Here is a 25,362-nt window from a genome sequence, read left to right as displayed (position 1 = left end):
AGTCTGCCTAAGCTGCCGTCGGGACGACCACAATGGTGTGCAAATCGTGGAGGTACCCCCCTTGAAGATTCTCGTCGCCGGCGCGACCGGTGTGGTGGGACGCCGGCTGGTCCCGTTGCTCGTGCAGGCGGGCCACGAGGTAGCCGGGACGACCCGCCGCGCCGGGCGCGCCCGGTCCATCGCCGACCAGAAGGCCCGGCCGATCGTTCTCGACGTGTTCGACGCGGAGGCGGTGCGCGCGGTGGTCGCCGCCGAGCGGCCGGACGCGATCGTCCACCAGCTCACCGACCTGGCCGCGGAGGACTTCGACGCCAACTCCCGGCTCCGCGTGCACGGCACCCGCAACCTGGTGGAGGCGGCCGGGGAGTCCGGTGTCGAACTGATGATCGCGCAGAGCATCGCGTGGGTGTACGTGCCGGGCGAGCGGCCCGCGGTGGAGAGCGACCCGCTCGACCCCAAGCTGCCGCCGTCCGAGGGCGTCATCGCGCTGGAGGAGGCCGTCGCGTCGATGCCGCGCGGTGTGGTGCTGCGCTATGGAGCGCTCTACGGTCCGGGCACGTGGTACGCGCCGGACGGCGCGATCGCGGAGCGGGTGCGGGCGGGCAGCCTGCGGCTGGCTCCGGCGTGGACGTCGTTCGTGCACGCCGACGACGCGGCCTCGGCCGCGCTGGCGGCGCTGGACTGGCCGGCCGGTCCGGTGAACGTGGTCGACGACGAGCCCGCGACCACGGCCGACTGGCTCCCGGTCTACAGCGCGGCGCTGGGCGCGCCCACCCCGGGCACGGCGGGGCGGCACGCGGCCACGACCGGACGTCCGGTGTCGAACGCCCTGGCGCTGAGCCTGGGGTGGAAGCCGCAGGTGCCGTCCTGGCGCACCGGCTTCGCCGACATGGGGTGACGGTTCAGGAGAGCTGGAACGACCGCTTGGCCAGGCCGTGCCAGTAGCCGTCGATGACGGCCCGCCGGTCGTCGCCGCCGCCCTCGTGGGCGCCGAGGGAGACGAACAGCGGGGCGAAGTGCTCGGTGCGCGGGTGCGCGATCGCGGCCGCAGGGGCCTTGGCGCGGAAGTCGAGCAGCGCGTCCACGTCGCCGGAGGTCACGGCCCGGTCGGTCCACTCGTCGAACTCGGCCGACCAGGCGGGCGGGTCCGCGTCGGCGCCGGGGCGTATCTCGCGCAGGTTGTGGGTGGTGAAGCCGCTGCCGACGATGAGCACGCCCTGGTCGCGCAGCGGGGCGAGGCGCCGGCCCAGGTCGTAGAGGCGGCGGGGGTCCAGCGTGGGCATCGACATCTGCAGGACGGGGACGTCGGCGTCGGGGTACATCTCGACGAGGGGGACGTAGGCGCCGTGGTCGAGGCCGCGCTCCTCGTCCCGGTGCAGTCCGGGGACGAGTTTGTGCAGTTCTGCTGCGAGTTCGGGGGCTCCGGGTGCTTCGTACCGGACCTCGTAGTACCGGCGCTCGAAGCCCCAGAAGTCGTACACCAGCGGCACGGTGCGGGTGGCGCCGACGGTGGCCGGGGCCTCCTCCCAGTGCGCGGACACCATGAGGATCGACGCGGGCCTGGGCAGGTCGGCGGCCCAGCGGGCGAGCCGGGCGGTCCATTCGGCGTCGTCGGCGAGGGGCGGCGCCCCGTGGCTGAGGTACAGCACCGGCATCCTGATCACGGCTCGGCCCTCCACTCTATTGAACGTTCAAACATCGCCCATGATACTTGAGCATTCAAACATTCGCTAGACTTGCCCCATGAGCGAGCCCCGCTGGCTGGACGACGACGAGCAGCAGACCTGGCGCGCGTTCCTGTGGACCTCCCGGCTGCTGAACGAGGCGCTGGACCGCCAGCTCCAGCGCGACTCGGGCATGCCGCACACGTACTACATGATCCTCGCGATGCTCTCGGAGGCGCCCGGCCGGGCGATGACCATGACCGAGCTGGCCGGGATCGTCCGCTCGTCCCCGAGCCGCCTCTCGCACGCGGTCGCCCGCCTGGAGGAGTCCGGCTGGGTCCGCCGGGTCAAGCCCCCGAACGACCGCCGCACCACGATCGCCGAGCTCACCGAGGGCGGCTTCGCCGCCCTGGAGAAGGCCGCACCCGGCCACGTCGAGGAAGTGCGGCGCCTCCTGTTCGACCCGCTGAGCCGCGAGCAGGTCCTCCGGATGCGCGAGACCCTGAGAACCCTCCTGGCCAACCTCGACCCCGACGGCCTCACCCCCGACATCTTCGGCCAGGCCGAAGCCCCCGACTAGAAAACGACCTCGCGGGAGTCGGCTGCGGGGTGGGCCGCGGCCATCAGGCGCTCGCCCTCCTCGACCAGGGCGGCCCGGTCCGCGTCCGAGACCGGCCGGAAGAGGTCGATGCTCAACGTGACGGCCCGGCGCTTGCGCTCCATCTTCCACATGCCGTGGACGAAGCCGTCCACCAGCACGGTCGCGCGGATGATGCCGTTCACCGTGAACACGCGCCCGCGGTCCTCCTCGGTGATGATCCGGGCCCGGTCGGCGTGCGAGAGCAGCAGGTTGTCGAAGCCCGGCACGTACCGGACGGGCGCGGGCGTCTCCGGATCGGGGCGCGGCGCGCCGGGCAGGTCGTAGAGGGTCCTGCCGTTCTCGTCGGTGAACGTGACGAGCCCGGGGGCGAGGCGTTCCAGGACCTCGCCCAGGCGGGTCAGGCCGGACCAGTGCTGCGCGTCCTGCGCGGTGGCCGGCCCGAACGCCGCCAGGTACCTGCGCACCAGATCGTCGACCGACGGCTCGGCGTCCATCGGACGGCCCAGCCACGTCTCCAGCGTGGTGTGCCGGGAGACGCCGCTCGCGCCCCAGATGCCGCGCGGCGGAACCTGGACGAGCGGGAGCCGGGAGCGGGCGGCCCAGGCGAGCAGCTCGGCGTCGGCGTCCGGCCACCGTTCGGCCAGCATCTCCCGCAGCTCCTTGTCGGTGCGGGGCTCCTGCTCGAAGAAGCGGCGGGCCGCGTCCCGTACCGGCTCCAGGTCCAGCCTCTTGATGGCTCCGCCCCGCGCGCTCAGCGTGGCGCGGTCGAGGACGGCCTGGGTGAGCGGGCGGACGGCCAGCGCGTCCCGGGCGCTGACCAGGTGCAGGGTGCCGCGCATGAGCACCATCCGCAGCACGCTCCGCTCGCGCATGAGCGCGGCGAGCTCGTCGAAGTCGAAGTCCTCCAGGCGGCTCCAGAGCCCGATGTAGGGCGGGTCGGGCGCCTGCGACTGGAGGCCCACCAGGTGCTCGATGCCCTCCAGGGCGTTCCGCCGGTGCCGGCGCAGCAGCATCTGCCGTGCCAGCAGCGCCCGGTTGAGGGCCCGCTTCCCCAGTGCGTCAGTCGTCATAACGGCCCCGGAGCTCCTGCCAGGTCGGCGCGGGTCCGGGCAGCTCGGCGGCGTCCGGGGTGCGGAGCGCGTCCAGCAGCAGCTCCAGGTAGCGGTGCTGGAGGCGGTTCATGCGCGCGTCGTCGCCGATCCGGATGGTGTGGAGATGTTCCAGGAGGACCGAGATGTCGCCGACCTCGATGCCGGGCCGCAGCCCGCCCTCCCGCCGGGTGCGCTCCAGCAGCCGGGTCGTGTCGGCGTGCAGCTCCTGCCCCTTGCGGCTCATCTCCTCGGTCACGGGGAAGCTCCCGGCCAGCCGCATGGTGAGCGATCCGGCCCCGATGTCCAGGCAGCGCCGCATGAAGCCGGCGAACGCCGTCCAGGGGTCGCCGTCGTCGTCGAGGGCCTGCCGCAACTGCTCCAGGTACCGGTCCATGCCCTCGTCGGCGAGACTCTGGAGCAGCTCCTCCTTGCTCTTGTAGCGCCGGTAGAGCGCGCTGATCCCGACCCCCGCCCGCTCGGCCACCGCCGAGATCGGCGCCCCGGGGTCGGCGGTGAACACCGCCCGCGCCGCCTGCCGGATGAGCTCGTCGTTGCGCGCCGCCTGCGCCTTCCGCCCGCTCATGGGCCCCGTCCGCGTCCTCTCCATCCCCCCATACTAAGGGAACGAACCATTCCGTTCTACTCCGGGGGTGCGCGGGGGGCTTACGATCGGGGGACCCCGCCGCAGCTAGGAGGCTCCGTGTCCCGCTCGTCCCGGACATTGACCGGCCCCCAGACGATAGCGATCATGTTCGCGCTCGCCCTCGTCACCATCGTCTTCGCCGTGTTCCAGGCCCGGCCCGCCTGGACCTACGTCACCGGCACCGAGGTGACCGCCCGGGTCGAGCGCTGCGAGACCGAGCAGCGCGCCAGGGGCGAGAGCACCACCTGCGAGGGCTCCTGGACGCTCCCCGGCGGCGAACGCGGCTCCGGCACCGTCGAAGGCGCCGGGGAGGAGGACCGCGGCCGTACGGTGACGGCCCGCGCGAGCGGCGACCGCGCGACCGCCACGTCCACCGGCAAGCTGGTCGCGAGCACCGCCCTCGCACTCGCCCTGGCCGTCGCGTCGATCGCGTTCGCCGCCCTCGGCACCCGCAAGGTGCTCGCCGCCCGGCGCCGGAACCCCTGACCGGAAAAGACCTCGACGCCCGGCCGAGCCGCATGATCTCCTCGGACCATGCCCGACCTGCGCCACCACGAGATCGCCGAGGCCGACCACCGGATCCTCAACCCGTTCGCCGACGCGAAGCTGATGCTGCTCGGTGAGGTCGCCCGGCTCGGGCCCGCTACGCGGATTCTGGACCTGGCGTGCGGCAAGGGCGAGATGCTCTGCCGCTGGGCGGAGCGGTTCGGCTCGTCCGGCCACGGCGTCGATCTCAGCGAGGTCTTCCTGGCGGCGGCCCGCGAACGGATGCGGGAGCTGGACGTGGCCGCGAGGGTGACGTTCGAGCAGGGCGACGCGGGCCGGTACCGGGCCGAGCCCGGCTCGTACGACGTCGTGGCGTGCCTGGGCGCGACGTGGATCGGCGGCGGGCTCGCCGGGACGATCGAGCTGATGCGTCCCGCGCTCGCACCCGGAGGGCTGCTGCTGGTGGGCGAGCCGTACTGGACCGAGGAGCCGCCGGAGGCCGCGTACGAGGCGCTGGGCTGCGCGCCCGAGGACTTCGCGTCGCTGCCGGGCACCCTGGAGCGGTTCGAGGCCGCCGGGACGGAACTGGTCGAGATGGTCCTGGCGGACCCCGACGACTGGGACCGGTACATCGCCTCGCAGTGGTGGACGATCCACGAGTGGCTCAAGCGCAACCCCGGCCACCCCGAGGCCGCGGCGATGCGTGAGTTCGCCCACGTCGCCCGCCGCTCCCACCTGGCGTACGGCAGGCGTTACCTGGGCTGGGGCGTGTTCGTGCTCCGTTCCGAACCGGCCTGATCGGGTCGCGCATACGATGCGGAGGATGTCACCGAGACGAGCCGCGGCGCTGCGGGACGGCGACGACCGGACCCTGCGCGAGCACCTGATCACCACCGCCGAACGCATGATCTCCGAGGGCGGGACGGCGGGCCTCACGGTGCGCGGGATCGCGCGGGAGGCGGGCGTCGCCGACGGCGTCCTCTACAACCACTTCGCCGACAAGGAGGAGCTGCTGGCGCTGGCCTTCCGGGCGCACGTGCGGTCGGTGGAGGGGGCGCTCGACCCGCTGCCCCGGGCGGGCTCCGGGACGGTGGCGGCGAACCTGCGCGCCTTCGTCGCGTACGGGCTGGCGCTGCACCGGGCGATCCTGCCCGCGATGGCGGGGCTGATCGGCCGTCCCGAGGTCCTGGCGAGGTTCGCCGCGGCGGGCGAGTCCGGCGAGGACTGGCGCGACCGGCTGCTGGCCTACCTGCGCGCCGAGCGGGATCTGGGCAGGCTCGCGCCGGACGCCCGGGTCGACGAGGCCGCCGCGATGGTCGTCGGGGTGTGCCACGAGGCGGTGCTGTCGCTGCTGTTCAGCGGGGCCGAGCCGGAGCGGGACGTGGACGGCCTGGTCGCCGCCCTGCTGGACGGCATCGGCCCCTGACGTCCCGCTCCGGAGGCGGTCACGCCATGGCGGCGCGGACCTCGGCGAGGGTGCGGTCGGCGACGGCGTTGGCGCGCTCGTTGCCCTTGTCCAGGACGCGCCGCAGCAGCCCGCGGTCGAGTTCGGCGCGGCGGGCACGGATCGGCCGCAGGAACTCGTTCACCGACTCGATGACGACCTGCTTGAGCCGGGCGGCCCCGCCGTTCCCGATCTCCGCGGCGATCGCGTGCGGGTCGCGGCCCTGGCAGAGCGCGGCGATCCGCACCAGGTTGGACACCTCGGGGCGGGTCTCGGGCTCGTAGGTGATGTGCCGGTCGGCGTCGGTGCGGGCGCCCCTGACCAGCCGGGCGGTCTCGTCCGGGGTGGCGGACAGGGCGATGGCGTTGCCGCGGCTCTTGCTCATCTTGGCGCGGCCGTCCAGCCCGAGCAGGTGGGGGGTGTCGGAGAGCAGCGCTTCAGGGACGGTGAAGACCGGCCCGTAGCGTTCGTTGAAGCGGCGCGCGATGGTGCGGGTGATCTCCTGGTGGGGCAGCTGGTCCTTGCCGACCGGTACCAGGTCGGCCTTGCAGAACAGGATGTCGGCGGCCTGGTGGACGGGGTAGGTGAACATCAGCCCGCTGACGGACGCCTGGCCGGAGGCGCCGATCTCCTCCTTGACGGTGGGGTTGCGGCCCAGCTCGGCGACCGAGACCAGGGACAGGAACGGCAGCATGAGCTGGTTGAGGGCGGGCACCGCGGAGTGCCGGAAGATCGTCACCGCGCCGGGGTCGATGCCGGCGGCGAGGTAGTCGGCGACGAGCCCCTCGGCGTGCTCGGTGAGGCGGTCGGCGACGTCCCGGTCGGTGAGGACCTGGTAGTCGGCGACGAGCACGAACAGGTCGGCGCCCTCGCGTTGCAGGCGGACCCGGTTGGCGAGCGTGCCGAAGTAGTGGCCGAGGTGGAGGGGGCCGGTGGGGCGGTCGCCGGTCAGGATGGTGGGCATGGTGCTCCTCGTGGGTTCGCGGCCGCCCGCCGGGACGGTCCGCGTTCCCTGCCGAGGAACGGAGAAGGGCCGTCCGGTGCGGACGGCCCTTGGTCGTGCGTGGGTGAGCGGCCGTCCTAGGACGGCCACCAGCCCAGGCACGGACGGCGCTTCATGCCCCCGATGATACGTGTCAGGGGGCTGGAACGGGCTGCAGGTCGGCGTGCCTGACCGCGAAGCCGCCGCGGGTGACGGGCGCGAACGCGGCGGGGGCCATGCAGGTGCCGGCCTTGCCCTCCTGCCACTCGCCCTGCTCGTTCTGGTCGCCGTTGACGACGGACCAGGAGAACCCGACCCGGTCGCGCTGGACGCTGAAGCCGAGGCGCTTGCCGACCCAGTCGGCGACGGGCCCGTCCGCCTCCGTGACCACGGCGGTGAGGACGGCGTTGCCGGGGCTGGTGACCAGGCAGTCGACGTCGGCGCGGAACCGCACGGTGACGTTCTCGGCGGCGACCCAGTGGGACACCCGGACGGTGCCGCGCGCGTCGGTGGGCAGGCCGTCGGGGGCGCCCGTTCTGGGCTGGCTGTAGGGCTTCCCGACCGCGTCGAAGGAGAAAGACCGGATGTCCTTGTCGGGCCAGTAGGTGAGCCGGACGTCGCCCGCCCCGGAGACGCGGGCGTTCTTGGGGGCGGCCTCGGCGGGGGTCGTCCCGCCCGCGACGGCGGCGGCCGTGGCGAGGGCGGCGGCGGTGACGGCGAGGGCGGCGGGCTTGGCGATGCGCATCGTCGGGTCTCTCCCTGGGGGTCGGTTCGGGGCGGTGTCTCGATGCTCGGCCCTCGGCCCGTCCCGGCGGCTCCCCCGTGCGGGCGGACGCCCTCCCCCGCGCGGGCGAAGATAGGTTCTTCGACAGATAATCCGTTTCTGAATGAAGTTGTTAGTCTGGAGACATGACCACCCTCACACCGCCCGTCACCGTCCCGGACCTGTCGTTCCTGCTCCAGCACACCGGTCATGTCCTGCGCACGCAGGTGACGGCCGCGCTCGCCGAGATCGGGCTGACGCCGCGCATGCACTGCGTGCTGGTGCACGCCCTGGAGGAGGAGCGCACCCAGATCCAGCTCGCCGAGATCGGCGACATGGACAAGACCACGATGGTCGTGACGGTGGACGCCCTGGAGAAGGCCGGGTACGCGGAGCGGCGCCCGTCCAGCAAGGACCGGCGGGCGCGGATCATCGCGGTGACCGAGCGGGGCGCGGAGATCGCCGAGCGCAGCAGGGCGATCGTCGACGGGGTGCACGCCGGGGTGCTGGACGCGCTGCCAGAGGACGAGCGGGCGGTGTTCGTGCGGGCGCTGGAGCGGCTGGTCACCGGGCATCTGGCGGAGCCGGCGGACTGCCCGAGCCCGGTGCGGCGGGCGCGGCAGCGCAACGGCTGACGAAATAGATCCGCAAAGGATCGTCTCTAACAGAACTATCTGCTACGGTCTCTCCATCGGCTTCCCCTGAGGAGAGACCATGCCCGACATCGCCGCCGCCGGATCATCGACGGCGCCGCCGCGCTCACGCTGGCTCGCGCTGGCCGTGCTGTGCGCCGGAGTGCTGATGATCGTCCTGGACGGCAGCATCGTGACGGTGGCGCTGCCGGCCATCCAGTCCGACCTCGGCTTCACCCCCTCCGCCCTGACCTGGACGATCAACGCCTACACCATCGCGTTCGGCGGGCTGCTGCTCCTGGGCGGGCGGCTGGGCGACCTGGCCGGGCGGCGCCGGATGTTCGTCGCGGGGCTGGCGCTGTTCACGCTGGCCTCGGTGCTGTGCGGGCTCGCGGTCAACCCGGAGACGCTGATCGCCGCCCGGTTCCTCCAGGGCGTCGGCGGCGCGCTCACCTCCGCGGTCAGCCTGGGCATGATCGTCACGCTGTTCACCGACCCCGCCGAGCGGGCCCGCGCGATCGGCGCGTTCGCCTTCACCGGGGCCGCCGGGGCGTCCATCGGCCAGGTGCTGGGCGGCGTCCTCACCGACGCGCTGAGCTGGCAGTGGAACTTCTACATCAACCTCCCGCTCGGCCTGGCCGCGATCGTGCTGGCGCTGCGCGTCCTGGAGAACGACCGCGGCCCCGGCCTGCGCGGCGGCGCCGACGCGCTCGGCGCGATCCTGGTCACCGGCGGGGTGATGCTCGGCGTGTACGCCATCGTCGGGGCCGAGCACGCGGGCTGGACCTCGGGCCGCACGCTGGGCCTGGGCGCGCTGTCGCCGCTGCTGATCGCCGCGTTCGCCGCACGGCAGGCCACCGCCGCCAGGCCGCTGCTGCCGCTGCGGATCCTGCGGTCCCGGAACGTGGCGGGCGCCAACCTCGTGCAGTTGCTCACGATGGGGGCGATGTTCTCCTTCCAGGTCCACATCGCCCTCTACATGCAGCAGGTCCTCGGCTACGGGGCGACCGCGACCGGCCTGGCGATGCTGCCCGCCGCGGTGATGATCGGCGGGTTGTCGCTGTGGTTGTCCGCCCGGCTCATCGCCCGCTTCGGCGAGCGGAACATGCTGCTGGCCGGGCTGGCGCTGCTCCTGGCCGGCCGGCTGCTGCTGACCGGGATCCCGGTGGACGGCTCGTACGCGGCCGACCTGCTGCCCCCGATGCTGCTGACCGGCGGGGCCGGCCTGGTCCTGCCCGCGCTGACGGGGCTGGGCATGTCCGGGGCGCGCCAGGAGGACGCCGGGGTCGTCTCCGGGCTGTTCAACACCACCCAGCAGCTCGGCATCGCGCTCGGCGTCGCGATCCTGTCGACGCTGGCCGCGTCCCGCACCGAGGGGCTGACCGGGGGCGGCGCGGGCGAGGCGGCCGCGCTGACCGGCGGCTTCCAGTACGCCTTCGAGGTCGGCGCCGGGCTGCTGGTCGCGGCGATCGCGGTCGCGCTCCTCGTCCTGCGGCAGCCCAGGCCGGGCGAGGGCGTCCCGGACGAGCCGCCCGCCCGGCCCGCGGCCAGGCCGGCCCCCGTCACCGCCGAAACCGCCTGACCTCCCCATCCACGCAGAAAGAGAGATCGACGATGACGACCAACGAGAACGAGCAGACCGGCCCCGGCCGCGGCCCCGGCCCCAAGATCCTCACCGACGGCGACCTGTCCGCACTGCTCGGCGACCACTTCTTCGGCGCCCTGGCCGCCAACAAGCGCAGCGGCCACCCGCACCTGTCCACGGTCGTCTACCGGTGGGACCCGGCCGAGCGGATCGTGCGCGTCTCGTCCACGGCCGACCGGTTGAAGGTCCGGCAGCTCCGCAACGACCCGCGCGCCGCGCTCTACGTCTCCAGCCCGGACCACATGGCCTACGTGGTGGCCGAGGGCACGGCGGAGATCGCGGAGACGACCGTGCCGGGCGACGCGGTCGGGCAGGAGCTGCTGTCCCTGATCGTCCCCGAGATCACCGATCCGGCCGAGCGGGAGGGCTTCCTGAAGGCACAGGTGGAGGACCACCGGGTGGTGATCCGGCTGCGCGTGGAGCGCCTGTACGGGATGGCCCTGGACCTCCCGAAGGAAGTCCAGGACGCCTAGGGGGCTCCGGGCTCCTACCGCTTGATCTTCGTCGCCCAGGCGAGGAGGCGGCAGGATATATGTCCGAAAAGCGCAGTTCAGTGCCTGGGCAAGTCAGTTCGCCCGCCGTTCCCAGGGGTACGGGCCGAGTCGGAAAGGAAGGCATCGGGCGACCGAAGCCGATCTCTCCCAGGGAAGGACGTTCTGCGATGTCCCGAACGAACCTGTGCAATACCGTGCGCTCATCGGCTCCGACGTCTCGGCCGCGGCGGAGCCTCGGCGTCCGTATGGCGGTTCCCGTGGCCGCGGTGGCGGCCGCGGCGACCGCCTGCGGCACGTCCGGCGATGCGACCAAGTCGGACGGCGCCGCCGCGGCGAATCGTCCCGCCGCGCCGGGGGCCGTCACGTCCTCGCCGAGCATGTCCTCGCCGGGCACGTCCTCGCCGACCACCTCCGCTGCCCAGGCGACGATCGCGACGGCGACGGTGGGCAACCTGGGCCAGGTCCTGGTCGACGGCCAGGGCCGCACCGTGTACCTGTTCGAGAAGGACCAGGGCGGCACGTCCTCCTGCACCGGATCCTGCGCGGCGGTGTGGCCGCCGGTCACCAGCATGGGCAAGCCGCACGCCGGGTCGGGTGCGCAGGCGTCGATGCTCGGCACCACCAGCAGGAGCGACGGCAGCACGCAGGTGACCTACGGCGGGCACCCGCTGTACTACTTCGTGCCGGACAACGGCGTGAAGGGCAGCGCCAAGGGCCAGGGCCTCAACCAGTTCGGCGGCGGCTGGTACGTGGTGTCCCCGGACGGCAAGAAGGTCGAGAAGAGCGGTTCCTGACCTGCCGCGTCCTCGGACCGCCCCCGCTCAGCGAGGGCGGTCCGCCATCGCGGCGCGGGCCTGCCGCTCGTCAGGCGGGGTCGAGGTCGTGTGGCCGGGCGGCGGGAACCGCGGGCGCAGGGCGCGGGGCGAAGCCGCTCGCCAGCACGATGATCAGGATGACCAGGGCCGCGGGGACGGCGAAGACCAGGCGCAGGCCGTCCGTCCCGCCGATCGGGGCGAGGGCCCCGGCGATGGCCGCGCCCAGCACGAATCCCACGTAGTTGAAGACGTTCAGCCGCGCCACCGCGACGCCCAGCCCGGTCGGGTCGACCCGTCCGGCGGCGGAGAACGCCACGGGCGCGACGACGCTGAGTCCCAGGCCCGCCACGGCGAACGCGGCGATCGCGGTGGCGGCGTTGGGCGCGGCGACCACGCCGATCATCCCGGCCAGCCCGACGATCCCGCCGAGCCGGACGACCTGGACGGCGCCGCGCCTGCGGACCCCGAGGTCGGCCGCGGCGCGGGCCGCCACCATGGCGACCTGGTAGGCGACGTAGCCGAGCGGGGCGGCGAAGTCGGTGGCGTTCAGCTCGTCCTGGAGGTACTTGGCGCTGTAGCTGGAGACGGCGGCGTCGGCCAGGTAGAACAGCCCCATGGCGGTGCCCACGATCAGCACCGGGCGCCAGGGGACCTGCCGGGCGGCGGCCTTGAGCTCCTCGGCTCCGGGTTCGGCGGCCTCCTCGTCCTTGCGGTAGACCCCGCGCCCGGTGACGAGCGAGACGGTCAGGCCCAGCGCGGCGGGGACGGCGAAGCCGGGCAGCAGCGCCAGGTCGAGCCGGTTGGCCAGGGCGGCCCACAGCCCGCCGAGGATCCCGGCGACGCTCCAGACCGCGTAGAAGCCGGTGAGCAGGCTCATCCCGTAGCGCCGTTCGACCGCGACGGCCTGCTCGTTCATGGCGGCGTCGACCGCGCCGACGCACACGCCGAACAGCGCCACCGCCGCGAGCAGCGGTACGAGCCCGCCGCCGGTCAGGCCGACCAGGGTCATCGCGACGCAGACGCCCGGCTGCGCGACCCGCAGCACCGGGCCGCCGCCGGCCCGCGGGAACAGCGCGCCCGCCAGCACGCTGCCCGCGCCGGCGATCAGCGGGACCAGGAGGAGGACGAGCGCGAGCATGCCGTCGCCGAGGTCGTGCGCGTCCTGCACCTGCGGGACGCGCGTCACGAGCGAGGCGAAGCACAGCCCCTGGACGGCGAACGCGGCGTGCGCGGAGAGCCGTGCCCGGCGGTCCCGTGCGGTCATCGACGCCCTCCACGGCCAACGTGAACGAGATTCGCGTTAGCGTAGGGAGCGGGAGCCGCCGAGGTCAATGGCCCCGCACATGCGAAAGCCCCGCCCGGACGGGCGGGGCGGCGTCAGTGCGGCGGTCTCAGTGCGGCATCGCGTACAGCAGCACCGGCACCCCTGCCAGGAGGGGCACCGCGACCATGGCGGCGAAGCGGGTGGAGCGGCCCACCGGGACCGGGTCGAGCAGCCGGTTCACCCGGGCCATCACCGGGATGTCGTCGCGGTTGGCGACGCCGAGCGTGCCGGACGGGGCGGCCGCGGGCCGGGCCGCGGCGAACCGCAGCAGCGCCGTGGCCAGCTCGCGCGGCGGACGGTGCCGCTGGGCGCGGTCGTCGGCGGCCATCTCGATCAGCAGCTCGACCGCGTCCAGGCAGCGCCCGACCAGGCGGATCTGCGGGAAGACCTGGCGCAGCGAGGCGAACGGCAGCAGCACCAGGTCGTGCCGCTCGCGGGCGTGCGCGCGCTCGTGCGCGAGGACGGCGGCCAGCTCGTCGGCGTCGAGCAGTTCGAGCGTCCCGGCGCTGACCACGACCTTGGACGAGCGCACCCCGGGCACGCAGTACGCGGCGGCGCCGGGGTGGTCGAGGACGAGGGTTCCGCTGGGCACGGCCGAGTCGCTGCGGGAGACCAGCGCCAGCAGCGCCCGGTGCCGGTGCCGGGCGCGCACGACCCGGACGACCGCGTACGCGAGCATGACCAGCAGCACGGCGGTGAGGCTGATCGCGGCGAGCAGCGCGGCGACGTGCGCGGCGCCGAGCCGGCCGGCCTCGTCGTGGACGAGTCCGGGCAGGCCGCCGAGGATGCCCTTGCCGTAGGGGAGGAGGGCCAGGCCGAGGAGGGCGCCGATGGTGGCGACGCCCCAGCCGAGGCCGAGGGCCTGCCAGAGCAGGATGCCGGTGCGGGGGGCGCGCCAGGTCCACCGGGCCCCTGAGAGCAGGTGCGCCCCGCCGATGGTCCCGAGCGAGATCAGTGCGAGCAGGGCGGTGCCGGTCATCGAGGGACCTCCCAGGAGACCTCGGCCTCGAGACCGGGGTGGGATCGGACTCCTGCGGAGCAGGGCAGGGAAGGGAGATTCGCCTCCCGGGGGCGAATGCCGGTTGACCAGGCGCTATCCAGCACGTTCTCGCTCCTGTGTTCGAGCGTGCACGCTACGATCGCCCCGTGCCGCGCTACCGCCTGAACCCCACGCCCGAGCAGGAGCAAGCCCTGCTCGGGCATTGCGCGCACGCGCGGTACGTGTGGAACCTCGCCATCGAGCAGCACGCGCACTGGTCCCGGCACCGATGGGGCCGGGCACCCGGCTACAACGAGCAGTCCCGGCAGCTCACCGCGGCCCGTGCCGAGTTCGGGTGGTTGCGGGCCGGGTCCCAGACGGTGCAGCAGCAGGCGCTCCGCGATTTCGCGCAGGCGATGAGCAACTTCTTCGCCGGAACGCACAAGCGGCCCACCTGGCGTAAGCAGGGCGTGCACGAGGGGTTCCGGCAGGTCGGCGTCAAGCCGCATCAGGTCGTGCGGTTGTCGCGTAAGTGGGGTGCGGTACTGGTGCCCAAGTGCGGGTGGGTGCGGTTCCGCCTGTCGCGGCCGGTGCCGGAGGGTGTGAGGTCCTACCGGGTGACCCGTGATCGGGCCGGGCGCTGGCATGTGGCGTTCGCGCACGTCCCGCCCCCGGTCCCCGGCCCCGTCGCCGGGACCGTGATCGGGGTGGACCGGGGCGTCACCGTCAGCGCCGCCCTCTCGACCGGGGACCTGCTGAAGGTCCCCGGCCTCACCCCCGGGGAGACCCGGCGCCTGGAACTGCTGGCCCGCAAGCTGGGACGCGCCCGGCGCGGCTCCCACCGCCGCGCCAGGCTCAAGGCCGCGCTCACCCGGCTCAAAACCCGCCAGAGCGACCGCCGCAAGAACTGGGTGGAGCAGACCTCCACCACGCTGGCCCGCCAGTTCGACGTGATCGGCGTCGAGGACCTCAACGTCCGGGGCATGACCCGCTCGGCGAAGGGCACCATCGAGAGGCCGGGCCGGAATGTCGCCGCCAAGGCGGGGCTGAACCGGGGCATCCTCGCAAGCGGATGGGCCATGCTGGTCGAGCGGCTGGAACACAAGGCCCCCGGCCGCGTGTACAGGATCGATCCCGCGTACACCTCGCAGCGCTGCTCGGCGTGCAGGACCATCGACCCGAAGGCGCGTGAGAGCCAAGCGCGCTTCCGGTGCCGGTCCTGCGGCTTCGCCTGCAACACCGACGTGAACGCGGCACGCAACATCGCCCACGAGACCAGACTCCTCTGCACGCTCGTGGGCACGGCGGCCGGACCGGCCGCTGCTGCGCGGGGACGCTCCGGGTCGCCGGGGCGGACGAACCGCGAACCCCAACCTGTCCCCCTCTCCTGAGGCCACGGGTTGAAATCCCCCTCGTTCACGAGGGGGAGGAGGTCAAGCCGGTGGCTCCTTGACGACGCCGGACGTCAACGCGGCGAGGGCCTGGCGGATCACGGCGGCCTCGTCCTCGGAAACGGACTGGACGAAGTGCACTAGGGCGGCGTCACGGTCGCCGGTCTCGTTGAGGGCGCCGAGCATGAGCTCGGTGACGTAGCGCTCGCGGCTGGCCACAGGACTGTAGCGCCAGGCGCGGCCGTCGCGCTCGCGCTTGAGGAAGCCCTTCTTGGCGAGGCGGTCGAGAACGGTCATGACGGTGGTGTGCGCGAGGTCGCGGTCGCCGGCGAGGGCACGGCTGACGTCGCGGGCGGTCGCCGCGGCGGCGCCGGAGTCCTCCCTCGCCCAGAGGACCTCCATGACCGTGCGTTCAAGCTCTCCCAGACCCTTCACGCCGACCAGGGTATGCGATGGAGAGGAAGGTCACCACGCCGGGTAGTACTACCGCCTCAAGTACTACGGCTTGTAGTACTACAGTTCGTCGTATGAGCACCGTCGCTCTCCTCCTCAACGACGCCGCGGGCGGCGCGGCCACCCCGGCCGACTTCATGGCCGCCCGCCAGCAGATGGCGTTCACCCTCGGCTTCCACATCATCCTGGCCTCCATCGGCATCGGCCTCCCCGCGATCACCCTGCTGGCCGAGTGGCGCTCGCTGCGCACCGGCGACACCGTCTACGCCGAACTGGCCCGCCGCTGGATGAAGGCCGCCGGGGTGCTGTTCGCCGTCGGCGCGGTGTCGGGCACCGTCCTGTCCTTCGAGATGGGCACGCTGTGGCCCGGCTTCATGGACAAGTACGGCCAGGTCTTCGGCGCCGCGTTCGCCCTTGAGGGCATCGCCTTCTTCATCGAGGCGATCTTCATGGGCATCTACCTGTACGGCTGGGACCGGCTCTCCCCCCGCGCGCACTTCGCCACCGGCATCCCGGTGGTGGTCGCCGGGCTGCTGTCGGCCTCGTTCGTGGTCACCGTGAACTCCTGGATGAACCAGCCGCGCGGGTTCCGCCTGGAGAACGGCCAGGTCACCGATGTCGACCCGCTCGCCGCGATGTTCAACCCGGCCACGCCCGTCCAGGCAGTCCACCTGATCCTGGCCTCGCTGATGGTCTGCGGCTTCACCGTCGCGTCCGTCTACGCCGTGGCCCTGCTGCGCGACCGCCGCGCCGGGCGCGTCGACCGCTACCACCGGCTCGGCTTCGCCATCCCGTTCTCCCTCGGCGCGGTCTGCGCCCCGCTGCAGGTGCTCGTCGGCGACTGGGCCGTCCGGTTCGTGCACGACAACCAGCCGATCAAGTTCGCGGCGATGGAGGGCGTGGAGCACACCGAGGCGGGCGTGCCGTTCCGGTTCGCGGTCTTCGAGATCCCGAACGCGCTGTCGCTGATGCTGAAGTTCGACGCCGGGGCCACCCTGCGCGGCCTCGACTCCTTCCCCGCGGACCTGCGCCCGCCCGCCGAGGTCGTCAAGATCTCCTTCGAGATCATGATCGCGATCGGGACCGCGCTGCTGGCGCTGGCCGCCTGGTGGGCGCTGGCCTGGTTCCTGCGGCGCCGCGCGGCAGGCCGCGACGGCGCGCTCGCCCCTCGCCGGGACCTGCCCTGGCACCCCTGGTTCCTGCGCGCCGCCGCGCTCGCCGGGGTCGCCGCCGCGATCGCCATGGAGGCCGGCTGGACGACCACGGAGGTCGGCCGCCAGCCCTGGATCGTGTACGGGGTCATGCGCACCGAGGAGGCCGTCAACCCCAACCCCGGGCTGCGGTTCGGCCTGTACGTGGTGCTGGTCGTCTACACCGTCCTCGCCGTCGCCACCATCAGCGTCCTGCGCCGCATGCGCCGCCGCCCGCCCGACCCGTCCGAAGCGTCCACGCCCTCCCCTGAGCCCACGGAAGTCGGGAGCCCCTCATGAGCCACGGCGACATCGCCCTCGGCCTGATCCTGCTCGGCCTGTCCGCGTACCTGCTGTTCGGCGGCGCCGACTTCGGCGCCGGCCTCTGGCACCTGCTCTCCCGGCGGCGCGCCGACAAGGAGGTCATCGAGCACGCCATGGGCCCGCTGTGGGAGGCCAACCACGTCTGGCTGATCTTCGTGATGGTGATGACGTGGACGGCGTTCCCGCCCGTGTTCGCCGACGTCATGAGCGCGCACTGGATCCCGCTGTCACTGGCCGCGCTCGGCATCGTCGCCCGCGGCAGCACCTTCGTGTTCAGCAAGGCCGTGCCCGACCGCGGCTGGTACGCCTGGACCTTCGGAGTCTCCTCGATCCTCATCCCGTTCTGCCTGGGCGCGGTCGCCGCCGCCGTCACGACCGGCGGATCGTCCTGGCTGAGCCCCACGGGTCTGTACGGCGGCGTCCTCACCACCGCGCTGTGCGCCTACCTCGCCGCCGTCTACCTGATCTGGGACGCGCTGCGGCTCGGCGACCGGGACATCTCGCTGCGCTTCCGCGGCTGCGCCCTGGTCTCCGGCGCCGCGGTCGGCGTCCTGGCCCTGCCGGGCGCCGCCGCCCTCGGCGTGCGCTCCCCGCTGATCCTGCTGTCGGCGGTCGCCGGGCTGGTCTCGCTCGCGCTGCTGGTCCGCCGCTCCTACCTGGCCGTACGGGCGACCGGCGCGCTGGCGGTCGTCTCGGTGCTGTGGGGCGCGGCGGGAATGAGCGGCCTCGACCTGGAGTCCACGGTCGCGCACGACGCCGTCCTGGAACTGGTGTTCATCGCGCTCGGCGCGGGCGCGCTGATCCTCGTCCCGTCGATGGTCTGGCTGTACGTGCTGTTCCAGCGCGGGCCCGGCGAGCCGTCCAGGCCCCTCTGAGACCGCGGCGTGCCGGGTTCCACGGTCGGCAACCTCGACCCGGCACGCCGCTCGGCCCCTCCGCGTGCGGTTACACGGTGCTGGTGATGACCCGCGCGCTGAGGGCCGTCCAGTACTTGCCGTTGTCGCCCGGCTTGCCGGAGACGGTCTTCGCCTTGCCGTAGCCGCACGCCTTGAAGGTGTCCACGTCGAACTTGCCGCTGGTGCCGTACCACCGGATCTGGACGCGGGCGCACTTGCCGTCCTTGCGGGTGTCCTTCACCGTCCCCGTGGCCTTGGTGGTGGTGATGACCCCCGCGGACCTGGCCCCGATCACGTTGTTGTGGTTCCAGGTCGCCTTGACCGAGACGTCGGCCGTGCTGGACTGCGCGGCCGGCCCGGGCGCGGCGGTGTCGGCGAGCGCGGTGCCCCCGCCCGTGAGGACGGCGAACCCGACGGCGGCCCCCGCCACCGTCAGCGCCGGGATCCTCGCGACCTTCATGGTGAACTCCTCCCCGAGGGAGCTGCTTCCCCCGAATCACGTCCCCGCCCCGTGCGGGGGACGCGGGGAGATCGTCACCCGTGGCCGCCGGCGCCATTGGACCTTTCGTTCCTGCCTGAAATCGCGGCCGGATGCGGCCAACCATTCGCTTGATCAACTAGCGGCGGGGGACGATCGCGGCTGGCATGTCAGCGACATACGGGGGTATTTGCTCCATGCTGCGCATTCATTTCACGGGGGAGGATCTGGGTCGGACCCGGCTGGCCACCGGCCCGGAACCGATGTGGGAACTGCTGCTCAGCCTGCACAAACTCGCCGACCGCGAAGGACGGCTGATCTTCGACGGCTGGCGCCGGAACGTCCTGGCGGCACTGCCGCCGTGCACGCGGTGGCTCCTCCACCTCGCACCGCCCATCGGCTACTCGCCCGACTTCCTGACTCCCGCCGAGCAGGCGCCCGATGTCGGCACGGGTCTGGAACTGGTCCTGTCGACGCCCCGCCGGATCGTCCGCGGCGACATGGCCACCCTCGCCGCCCAGCAGGCGCTGCACGGCCCCGCCGCCGACCTCGCCGGCGGATCCGCCCGCTCGCTCCGCGCGCTCGCGCACGCGCTGCGCGATTATCACGCGCACGCCCTCGCGCCCTATTGGGACCGCATCCGGGCGCGCGTGCACACCGAACTCACCGACCGCGGGCGCACGTTCCTGCACGCGGGGATCGAGGCCGTCCTCACAGATCTGCATCCCGACGCCCGATGGAATTCACCGGTCCTGGAACTGCCCTACGGCAGGGAACACGACGTCCATCTCGACGGCCGGGGACTGCGCCTGCTCCCGTCATTCTTCTGCTGGAAACAGCCCTTCACTTTCTACGACACCGACCTCACACCCGTGCTCGCCTTCCCGATCGAGCACGACCCGGCCTGGCTGGCCCCGTCGCCCCGGCGCGACCCCAGGCGCCCGCTGGCCGCCCTGCTCGGCCGGACCCGCACCACGGTCCTGACCGCGCTCAGCGCCCCCGGCGGCTGCACCACCACCGAACTGGCCCGCCGCACCGGGATCTCGCTCGCGTCGGCCAGCCAGCACGCGGGCGTCCTGCGGGACGCGGGCCTCATCAGGACCGTGCGGCGGGGCGGCCACGTCGTCCACTCGCTGCGACCGGCCGGCGCGTCCCTGATCAACGCGCCCACGGACCGGGCCTCGCCGCATCCCGCATGACCGGCGCCGGGACCCCTCCCCGGGCGCGCACCTTACGCTCCGTCCATGACCGTTTCCCGGGTGTGGATACTCCTGACGGCCGGCGCGCTGGCGGTCGCGGGCTGCTCGGACGAACCGGAGGCCGCGCCGAAACCGCCCGCGGCCTCCGCGGCCTCCGCGAGCCCGTCGGCCAAGCCGACCTCCGCGTTCTGCCTCGACCTCGAACTCTTCCGGGTCGGCGCCGTCGTCTACCGGGGCGGTGTGGGCAGGGCGGTGCGCGGCGAGGAGATCGACCTCGATGAGTCGCGCCGGCAGGCGGGCAGGACCATCGCCATGGGCGAGAGGATGAAGGCGAGTGCCCCGCCCGACATCGCCCCGCAGTTCACGACGGCGCTGGAGGCGCTCAAGACCTCGTCCGGGAGGCTGAAGCCGGGCAGCGAGGTCCGCGACGTCCTCGACCCCGTGTACGGGAAGCAAGCGCAGGCCGCCTTCGACGCGGTGGACAAGTACGAGTGCCGCGCCGGAAGCTGACCCGTCACCAGCGGTCGACGTGCAGCACCTCGTCCAGGGGGACGCGCGGGGCGGGCTTGAAGGTCTCGCCCGTGAAGTACGCGGTCGGGATCAGCGCGCCCTGCCGCACATCCGACGGCAGGCCCAGCAGCTCGGCGATCTCCCGCTCGTACACCAGGTGCAGGCTGGTCCACGCGGTGCCGAGCCCGCGCGCCCGCGCCGCCAGGCAGTAGTTCCACACGGCGGGCAGCAGCGAGGCCCACAGGCCCGCCTGGTTGCCCTCAGGCGTCTTGCCACCCTCCACCCGCAGGCACGGGATCAGCAGGACCGGCACCTCGCCCATCCGCTCGGCCAGGTACCCGGCGCTGTCGCCGACCCGGCGCTGCACCTGCGCGCGGGCGGGGTCGTCCTTGTAGAGGACGTCGGCGGACGCCTTCGACGCGGCGTACACCTCGAAGGACCGCCGGTAGTACTCACCGATCGTCGCGCGCGCCTCCGGGTCGGTGACGACGATCCACTCCCAGTCCTGCCGGTTGCTCCCGCTGGGCGCCTGGAGCGCGATCTCCAGGCACTCCCGCACCAACTCCATCGGTACGGGACGGGTCAGGTCGAGGCGCTTGCGCACCGCGCGCGTCGTCGTCAGCAGTTCGTCGGGTCCGAGCGGCAGAGTCGTCATGATCCCCATCGTGCCCAGCGGCGATCCCCGCGACAACCTCGCGGCGCCGTCAAGATCGCGGCGTCCGCTCCTCGAACCACGAGGGCTCCTTCTCCGGCGCGGGCTCCGGTTCCGGAGCCGACGCGCGCCGCCGCGACGCCTTCTTCTCCAGCAGCGCCATGTAGACCATCTCCTCCTCGCCCGGGAAGACCGAGACGATCACCAGGAGGGCGACCGCCACCATGCTGACCCCGATGAGCAGCGGCGTCAGGAAGTCGGCCGCCGCGGCGCCGGATGGATCGCCCTCCCCCGGCACGGCCCGCACCCGCATCGCCGCCATGCCCGTGTAGTGCATGCCGGAGACCGCCACACCCATGATCAGCGCCGCGCCCGCGGTGGCGGAGTGGCCGCGCACCCGCAGCGTGAACCAGAGCGCGGCGGTGGCCGCCACCACCGCGATCAGCACCGACAGCAGCACCAGGAGCGGGTTGTAGGAGAGGTCGCCGTGCATGTCCATGGCCCACATGCCGGTGTAGTGCATGCTGGCGACGCCGAGGCCCGTGACGAGCCCGGCGGGCAGCACGACGCGCGCCCTCGGCCCCCCGAACCCGACCATGAACACCCCGACCCCGACCACCGCGACCGCGATCAGCGCGCTGAGCAGGGTGAGCCCGACGTCGTAGCGGATCTCCATGTCGGCCACGGTGAAGCCGAGCATGGCGATGAAATGCATGACCCAGATTCCGGTGCCGCCGATGGACAGCGCCGCCAGCGCCAGCCAGGACGCCCGGGACCGGCCTTCCGCCGCCCGCGCCCTGGCCGTGCACTGCAGGCCGAGCAGCGCCCCGATGAACGACATCAGATAGGCCGCGACCGGAGTGAACGGCCCGTAGGTGAAGTGATGAACGTGGGTCATCGAACCCGTCCCCCGCAAAATGTCCCGCGTGGCACGGGACAGCCCCCTGTTAATCGCGAAAAGGCTACCTACGGGGTCCATGAGGTTTTTGATACGCGATGACCACGTTGAGTGAGAACGCGAATTCGATGTAACGCCGCCGCGTTCCAGAACGATAGAGGCGCCTCACGACACCGCCCGCCGGCGCCCCGGCACCCCCGAACCTCCACTCACTAGCTCTGACCTGCACGAATACAGGTTTCCCCAGGTCAGAGAGCCGGATTTCCGCCCCACAGCCCGCTCCCGTCGCACCACTGGCCGCTTTTGGCCCTCCTGAGATTCTCTGAACCACCAGCACCAGTGGTCCACCGGGCTAGTCGCCCGCCGTCACGCGGGCGAGCGCGCCGATCTCCAGCGCCGTCCACAGCGCGCCGTCCGGGCCGAGCGCGATGCCGTGCGGCTCGGAGCCGGGCGTGGGCAGCTCATACCCGGTGACCGAACCGTCGGGAGCGATGGACCCGACCCGGTTGCCGCCCCACTCGGTGAACCACGGGGTGCCCGCGGCGTCCAGGACGATGGCATGCGGCCGGGCCTCCCGGTCGGGCAGCGGGTATTCGGTGATCCGCCCCTCGTGGGTGATCCGGCCGATCCGCCCCGCGGCGATCTCGACGAACCACAGCGCACCGTCGCCCGCGGCGATCCCCACGGGCGCGGCGGCCTCGGTCGGCAGCGGGTGGATCGCAACCGTGCCCTCCACGTCGATCCGGCCGATGGCGTTGGCCTGGTTGAGCGTGAACCACAGCGCGCCGTCGCCCCCGGCGGTGATGGCGGACGGGAACCCGCCGGTCACCGGGAGCGGGAACTCGGTGACCTCGCCGCCGACCGTGATCCGGCCGATCCGGTCCGCGGCGGTCTCGGTGAACCACAGCGCGCCGTCCGGGCCCGCGGTGATCCCGAACGGCCCGCACTCGGGCGTGGGCAGCGGGTACTCGGTGAGCTCGCCGCCGGTCGTGATCCGTCCGATCCGATGCGCCCGGAACTCGGTGAACCAGAGCGCGCCGTCCGGCCCCAGGGCGATGATCGTCGGCCCGCAGTCCGGATCGAGGCGGTGGCTGGACGGCTCGCCGCCGGGCACCAGCCGGCCGATCCGTCCGCTGTGGACGAGCGTGTACCACAGTGCGCCGTCCGGCCCGGTGGTGATCGCGTACGGCCCGCCGCCGGGCTCGTCCAGGGCGTATTCGCGAATGGCGATCAAGATGACCTCTCCAGAAACGGCGGCCGGGAGCTGTCCCAGTCCGGCACGTCCAGCGCGTTGAGCGCCGCGACGATCCGCTTCTCCTCGTAGACGAAATGCGTCTCCATCAGCGCGGCGAGGCTGTCCAGTTCCCGCAGCGCCTCGACGGGGTCGGTCCCGTCGACCAGCGCCTGGAGCCGCCGGAGGGAGTCGTCCACGAGCCGGTGGTCACGGCGCAACTCGTCCAGCACCGGGCGCAGCTCCGGAAACTCTTCGGCGAGCCGGGGGAACGCGCCGCCGTCCTCGCCGGTGTGGTGCCGGTCCAGGGCGGAGCAGAAGGTCAGACAGTGGGCCCGCAGTTCCCGGGGCCGAGCGCCGCCGCCGAGGGCATCACGCAGCGCTTCAAGCTCCTCGCGGAGCCAGATGTGTACTTCGATCAACTGGTTGCCGAACGCCGCCAGGCGTCCGTGGGGTGTCGCCAAGGTCGTCCCAGATGTTCCACGCCTCCATGCCCTCGGCGGTCTCCTGGCCGGGTGCACCGCGACGTTGCCAGAACACCTACCACCACCCCAAAAGATCAGTCAAACGTCCACCCGGGCATGTGCACGCGCGGCGGCGGGGATATAATTCAACTGATGATGAATTAGCTCCGATCGGGAGAAGGTGCCACGATGACGTGCACCGATCGCACCACCGTCGCCATCGCGGGCGGCGGCCCCGCGGGCATGATGCTCGGCCTGCTGCTCGCCCGCGCCGGCATCGAGGTCACCGTGCTGGAGAAGCACGGCGACTTCCTCCGCGACTTCCGCGGCGACACGATCCATCCCTCGACCCTGCGGGTCCTGGAGGAGCTCGGGCTGCTCGACCGGTTCCTCGAACTGCCGCACTTCAAGGCCCGCGAGCTGGTCGGCCAGACCGATTCCGGCAAGGTCATCCTCGTTGACCTGCGCGGCTTCGGCGCGAAGTACCCCTACATCGCCTTCGTCCCGCAGTGGGACTTCCTCGGCCTGCTCAGCGACGTCGCGCGCCGCTACCCGACCTTCCGGCTGGTCATGAACGCCGAGGCGGAGGCTCTGGTCACGGCCGGGCGGCAGGTCACCGGGGTGCGGTACCGCACGCCCGAGGGCGTCCGCGAACTCACCGCCGACCTGGTCGTCGCCGCCGACGGCCGCCACTCCCGGCTGCGCGAGGTGGCATTGCCGCGCCCGCGGGAGTTCGGGGCGCCGATGGACGTGGTCTGGTTCCGCCTCTCCCGCAAGGAGACCGACCCGGTCGCCACGTTCGGCCGGCTCGCCCGCGGCAACTTCCTGGTCAACATCAACCGGGGGACGTACTGGCAGCTCGCCTACCTGATCCCGAAGGACGGCTATCCGCAACTGGTCGCGGCCGGTATCGAACGGCTGCGGAGCAAGATCGCCGAACTGCTACCGCACCTCGCCGACCGGGTGGACGAGCTCCGCTCCTTCTCCGACGTCAGCGTGCTGACCGTGCGGGTGAACCGGCTCCGCCGGTGGTACCGGCCGGGCCTTCTGGCGATCGGCGACGCCGCGCACGCGATGTCGCCGATCGGGGGCGTCGGCATCAACCTGGCGATCCAGGACGCGGTGGCGACGGCCAATCTGCTCACGGAGAAGCTGCGCGCCCACGCCGTCACGGAGGCCGACCTGGCGCGGGTGCAGCGCCGCCGGACCTTCCCCACCGTCGTCACCCAGGCCCTTCAGGTAGTCATCCAGCGCACCGTCATCTCCTCGGTGCTGAGCGAAGACGGCGGAGCGGTCCGCATCCCGCGCCCGCTGCGCGCGCTGGCCAGAAGGCGCCTGTTCCGGCGGGTGCCGGGGCACATCATCGGTACGGGTGTGCGCCCGGAGCACGTGCGCACACCCGAAGCGATCTCACCTCGCGCGGCCTGACGATGGCACGCGGCCGGGCCTCCCGGTCGGGCAGCGGGAACTCGGTGATCCGCCCCTCGTGGGGGTGATCCGGCCGATCTGCCCCACGGCGATCTCGACGAACCACAGCGCCACCGTCGCCCGCGGCGATCCCCACGGGCGCGGCGGCCTCGGTCGGCAGCGGGTGGATCGCAACCGTGCCCTCCACGTCGATCCGGCCGATGGCGTTGGCCTGGTTGAGCGTGAACCACAGAGCCCCGTCCGGCCCGGTGGTGATCGCGTACGGCCCGCCACCGGGCTCGTCCAGCTCCAGAAACGGCGGCCGGGAGCCCTCCCAGTCCGGCACGTCCAGCGCGTTGAGCGCCGCGACGATCCGCTTCTCCTCGTAGACGAAATGCGTCTCCATCAGCGCGGCGAGGCTGTCCAGTTCCCGCAGCGCCTCGACGGGGTCGGCCCCCTCGTCCAGGCCGTCCACCAACGCCCGGAGCCGCCGGAGGGAGTCGTCCACAAGCCGGTGATCGCGGCTCAACTCCTCCAGCACCGCTCTCAGCTCGGGAAACTCTTCAGCGAGCAGGAGAACGCGCCGCCGTCCTCGCCGGTGTGGTGCCGGTCCAGGGCGGAGCAGAAGGTCAGGCAGTCGGCCCGCAGCTCCCGGGACCGCCGCCACCGAGGTACTCGCGAAGCGCTTCAAGCTCCTCGCGGAACC

The 25,362-nt window shown here is 72.7% G+C and carries 29 protein-coding genes; 15 read left to right on the top strand and 14 right to left on the bottom strand.

From position 1 onward, the window contains the following. The first annotated feature begins 61 nt into the window (after window positions 1-61). Complete coding sequence (locus ACZ466_RS25450) at window positions 62-898, top strand: NAD-dependent epimerase/dehydratase family protein (RefSeq protein ID WP_378281526.1); 837 nt, start codon at window positions 62-64, stop codon at window positions 896-898. Window positions 899-902: 4 nt separating this feature from the next. Here the strand turns inward: ACZ466_RS25450 and ACZ466_RS25445 are convergent, their stop codons facing one another. After that, window positions 903-1,655, bottom strand: a complete 753-nt coding sequence (locus tag ACZ466_RS25445; protein ID WP_378281681.1) for a DODA-type extradiol aromatic ring-opening family dioxygenase — start codon at window positions 1,653-1,655, stop codon at window positions 903-905. Window positions 1,656-1,743: 88 nt separating this feature from the next. Here ACZ466_RS25445 and ACZ466_RS25440 point away from each other — a divergent pair, with 88 nt between their 5' ends. Further along, on the top strand, window positions 1,744-2,244 hold the full coding sequence (locus ACZ466_RS25440; RefSeq protein ID WP_378281527.1) for a MarR family winged helix-turn-helix transcriptional regulator: 501 nt from the start codon (window positions 1,744-1,746) through the stop codon (window positions 2,242-2,244). Here ACZ466_RS25440 and ACZ466_RS25435 read toward each other — a convergent pair. Together ACZ466_RS25435 and ACZ466_RS25430 are read right to left on the bottom strand one after the other, a co-directional pair. After that, window positions 2,241-3,335 (bottom strand): winged helix DNA-binding domain-containing protein, encoded by a 1,095-nt coding sequence (locus ACZ466_RS25435; RefSeq protein WP_378281528.1) that lies wholly within the window; start codon window positions 3,333-3,335, stop codon window positions 2,241-2,243. The two genes, ACZ466_RS25440 and ACZ466_RS25435, sit on opposite strands and share 4 nt — an antisense overlap. Then, window positions 3,325-3,939, bottom strand: coding sequence for a TetR/AcrR family transcriptional regulator (locus ACZ466_RS25430; RefSeq protein ID WP_378281529.1), 615 nt, complete (start codon window positions 3,937-3,939; stop codon window positions 3,325-3,327). Before ACZ466_RS25430 ends, ACZ466_RS25435 begins: the two co-directional genes overlap by 11 nt. Window positions 3,940-4,104: 165 nt before the next feature. On the opposite strand from ACZ466_RS25430, the gene ACZ466_RS25425 reads away from it, so the two are divergent. The 3 genes from ACZ466_RS25425 to ACZ466_RS25415 are packed head-to-tail and all read left to right on the top strand — an operon-like array spanning window position 4,105 to window position 5,911. Beyond that, window positions 4,105-4,485 (top strand): hypothetical protein, encoded by a 381-nt coding sequence (locus ACZ466_RS25425; RefSeq protein ID WP_378281530.1) that lies wholly within the window; start codon window positions 4,105-4,107, stop codon window positions 4,483-4,485. A gap of 48 nt (window positions 4,486-4,533) precedes the next feature. Then, window positions 4,534-5,283, top strand: coding sequence for an SAM-dependent methyltransferase (locus tag ACZ466_RS25420; RefSeq protein ID WP_378281531.1), 750 nt, complete (start codon window positions 4,534-4,536; stop codon window positions 5,281-5,283). Between the two features lie 25 nt (window positions 5,284-5,308). Continuing rightward, window positions 5,309-5,911: a TetR/AcrR family transcriptional regulator gene (locus tag ACZ466_RS25415; protein WP_378281532.1), complete on the top strand. Its 603-nt coding sequence runs from the start codon at window positions 5,309-5,311 to the stop codon at window positions 5,909-5,911. A 19-nt stretch (window positions 5,912-5,930) separates the two neighbouring features. Here ACZ466_RS25415 and trpS read toward each other — a convergent pair whose 3' ends face one another. Continuing rightward, complete coding sequence (trpS, locus tag ACZ466_RS25410; protein ID WP_378281533.1) at window positions 5,931-6,893, bottom strand: tryptophan--tRNA ligase; 963 nt, start codon at window positions 6,891-6,893, stop codon at window positions 5,931-5,933. A gap of 172 nt (window positions 6,894-7,065) precedes the next feature. Beyond that, complete coding sequence (locus tag ACZ466_RS25405) at window positions 7,066-7,656, bottom strand: hypothetical protein (protein WP_378281534.1); 591 nt, start codon at window positions 7,654-7,656, stop codon at window positions 7,066-7,068. A 164-nt stretch (window positions 7,657-7,820) separates the two neighbouring features. Between ACZ466_RS25405 and ACZ466_RS25400 the strand changes: the two genes are divergently transcribed. From ACZ466_RS25400 to ACZ466_RS25385, 4 genes are all read left to right on the top strand, one after another. Next, the gene (locus ACZ466_RS25400) at window positions 7,821-8,309 is read left to right on the top strand and encodes a MarR family winged helix-turn-helix transcriptional regulator (RefSeq protein WP_378281535.1); all 489 of its coding nucleotides are present in this window, start codon (window positions 7,821-7,823) and stop codon (window positions 8,307-8,309) included. A gap of 79 nt (window positions 8,310-8,388) precedes the next feature. Next, window positions 8,389-9,888, top strand: coding sequence for an MFS transporter (locus ACZ466_RS25395; protein WP_378281536.1), 1,500 nt, complete (start codon window positions 8,389-8,391; stop codon window positions 9,886-9,888). Window positions 9,889-9,920: 32 nt separating this feature from the next. Then, window positions 9,921-10,424: a pyridoxamine 5'-phosphate oxidase family protein gene (locus tag ACZ466_RS25390; RefSeq protein ID WP_378281537.1), complete on the top strand. Its 504-nt coding sequence runs from the start codon at window positions 9,921-9,923 to the stop codon at window positions 10,422-10,424. A 266-nt stretch (window positions 10,425-10,690) separates the two neighbouring features. Beyond that, window positions 10,691-11,239 carry a COG4315 family predicted lipoprotein gene (locus tag ACZ466_RS25385; protein ID WP_378281538.1) on the top strand — a complete coding sequence of 183 codons (549 nt, stop codon included), beginning with the start codon at window positions 10,691-10,693 and terminating at the stop codon, window positions 11,237-11,239. Between the two features lie 70 nt (window positions 11,240-11,309). Here the strand turns inward: ACZ466_RS25385 and ACZ466_RS25380 are convergent, their stop codons facing one another. Next, entirely contained in the window at window positions 11,310-12,524 is a 1,215-nt protein-coding gene (locus tag ACZ466_RS25380) for an MFS transporter (protein ID WP_378281539.1), read from the bottom strand. A 127-nt stretch (window positions 12,525-12,651) separates the two neighbouring features. Next, a complete protein-coding gene (locus tag ACZ466_RS25375; protein WP_378281540.1) occupies window positions 12,652-13,563 on the bottom strand; it encodes a M56 family metallopeptidase in 912 nt (303 codons plus the stop codon). Between the two features lie 167 nt (window positions 13,564-13,730). Between ACZ466_RS25375 and ACZ466_RS25370 the strand changes: the two genes are divergently transcribed. Next, window positions 13,731-14,954 carry an RNA-guided endonuclease InsQ/TnpB family protein gene (locus ACZ466_RS25370; RefSeq protein ID WP_378281541.1) on the top strand — a complete coding sequence of 408 codons (1,224 nt, stop codon included), beginning with the start codon at window positions 13,731-13,733 and terminating at the stop codon, window positions 14,952-14,954. Window positions 14,955-14,996: 42 nt separating this feature from the next. Here ACZ466_RS25370 and ACZ466_RS25365 read toward each other — a convergent pair whose 3' ends face one another. Further along, window positions 14,997-15,389, bottom strand: coding sequence for a BlaI/MecI/CopY family transcriptional regulator (locus ACZ466_RS25365; protein WP_378281542.1), 393 nt, complete (start codon window positions 15,387-15,389; stop codon window positions 14,997-14,999). A 92-nt stretch (window positions 15,390-15,481) separates the two neighbouring features. Here ACZ466_RS25365 and ACZ466_RS25360 point away from each other — a divergent pair, with 92 nt between their 5' ends. After that, window positions 15,482-16,897, top strand: coding sequence for a cytochrome ubiquinol oxidase subunit I (locus ACZ466_RS25360; protein WP_378281543.1), 1,416 nt, complete (start codon window positions 15,482-15,484; stop codon window positions 16,895-16,897). After that, on the top strand, window positions 16,894-17,796 hold the full coding sequence (locus tag ACZ466_RS25355) for a cytochrome d ubiquinol oxidase subunit II (RefSeq protein WP_378281544.1): 903 nt from the start codon (window positions 16,894-16,896) through the stop codon (window positions 17,794-17,796). Before ACZ466_RS25360 ends, ACZ466_RS25355 begins: the two co-directional genes overlap by 4 nt. A gap of 70 nt (window positions 17,797-17,866) precedes the next feature. Here the strand turns inward: ACZ466_RS25355 and ACZ466_RS25350 are convergent, their stop codons facing one another. Further along, entirely contained in the window at window positions 17,867-18,277 is a 411-nt protein-coding gene (locus tag ACZ466_RS25350; RefSeq protein WP_378281545.1) for a hypothetical protein, read from the bottom strand. 215 nt (window positions 18,278-18,492) lie between these two features. Between ACZ466_RS25350 and ACZ466_RS25345 the strand changes: the two genes are divergently transcribed. Both ACZ466_RS25345 and ACZ466_RS25340 read left to right on the top strand, forming a co-directional pair. After that, window positions 18,493-19,494 (top strand): ArsR/SmtB family transcription factor, encoded by a 1,002-nt coding sequence (locus ACZ466_RS25345; protein ID WP_378281546.1) that lies wholly within the window; start codon window positions 18,493-18,495, stop codon window positions 19,492-19,494. 45 nt (window positions 19,495-19,539) lie between these two features. After that, window positions 19,540-20,004, top strand: coding sequence for a hypothetical protein (locus ACZ466_RS25340; protein WP_378281547.1), 465 nt, complete (start codon window positions 19,540-19,542; stop codon window positions 20,002-20,004). Between the two features lie 4 nt (window positions 20,005-20,008). Here the strand turns inward: ACZ466_RS25340 and ACZ466_RS25335 are convergent, their stop codons facing one another. The 4 genes from ACZ466_RS25335 to ACZ466_RS25320 all read right to left on the bottom strand — a co-directional run bounded on the left by ACZ466_RS25335 (window position 20,009) and on the right by ACZ466_RS25320 (window position 23,249). Next, window positions 20,009-20,659, bottom strand: coding sequence for a nitroreductase family protein (locus tag ACZ466_RS25335; protein WP_378281548.1), 651 nt, complete (start codon window positions 20,657-20,659; stop codon window positions 20,009-20,011). A 49-nt stretch (window positions 20,660-20,708) separates the two neighbouring features. Continuing rightward, entirely contained in the window at window positions 20,709-21,554 is an 846-nt protein-coding gene (locus ACZ466_RS25330; protein ID WP_378281549.1) for an MHYT domain-containing protein, read from the bottom strand. Between the two features lie 352 nt (window positions 21,555-21,906). Beyond that, window positions 21,907-22,779 carry a Vgb family protein gene (locus ACZ466_RS25325; protein ID WP_464044025.1) on the bottom strand — a complete coding sequence of 291 codons (873 nt, stop codon included), beginning with the start codon at window positions 22,777-22,779 and terminating at the stop codon, window positions 21,907-21,909. 5 nt (window positions 22,780-22,784) lie between these two features. Then, complete coding sequence (locus ACZ466_RS25320) at window positions 22,785-23,249, bottom strand: hemerythrin domain-containing protein (RefSeq protein WP_378281550.1); 465 nt, start codon at window positions 23,247-23,249, stop codon at window positions 22,785-22,787. A 189-nt stretch (window positions 23,250-23,438) separates the two neighbouring features. Between ACZ466_RS25320 and ACZ466_RS25315 the strand changes: the two genes are divergently transcribed. Next, window positions 23,439-24,677: an FAD-dependent oxidoreductase gene (locus tag ACZ466_RS25315; protein ID WP_378281551.1), complete on the top strand. Its 1,239-nt coding sequence runs from the start codon at window positions 23,439-23,441 to the stop codon at window positions 24,675-24,677. Here ACZ466_RS25315 and ACZ466_RS25310 read toward each other — a convergent pair. Next, window positions 24,610-25,323, bottom strand: a complete 714-nt coding sequence (locus tag ACZ466_RS25310; protein ID WP_378281683.1) for a Vgb family protein — start codon at window positions 25,321-25,323, stop codon at window positions 24,610-24,612. The two genes, ACZ466_RS25315 and ACZ466_RS25310, sit on opposite strands and share 68 nt — an antisense overlap. Window positions 25,324-25,362 lie beyond the last annotated feature (39 nt).

Source organism: Actinomadura rugatobispora, assembly GCF_055379765.1.
The sequence above is the reverse complement of the archived record's forward strand: the minus strand, read 5'-3'. Positions and strand labels throughout refer to the sequence as shown.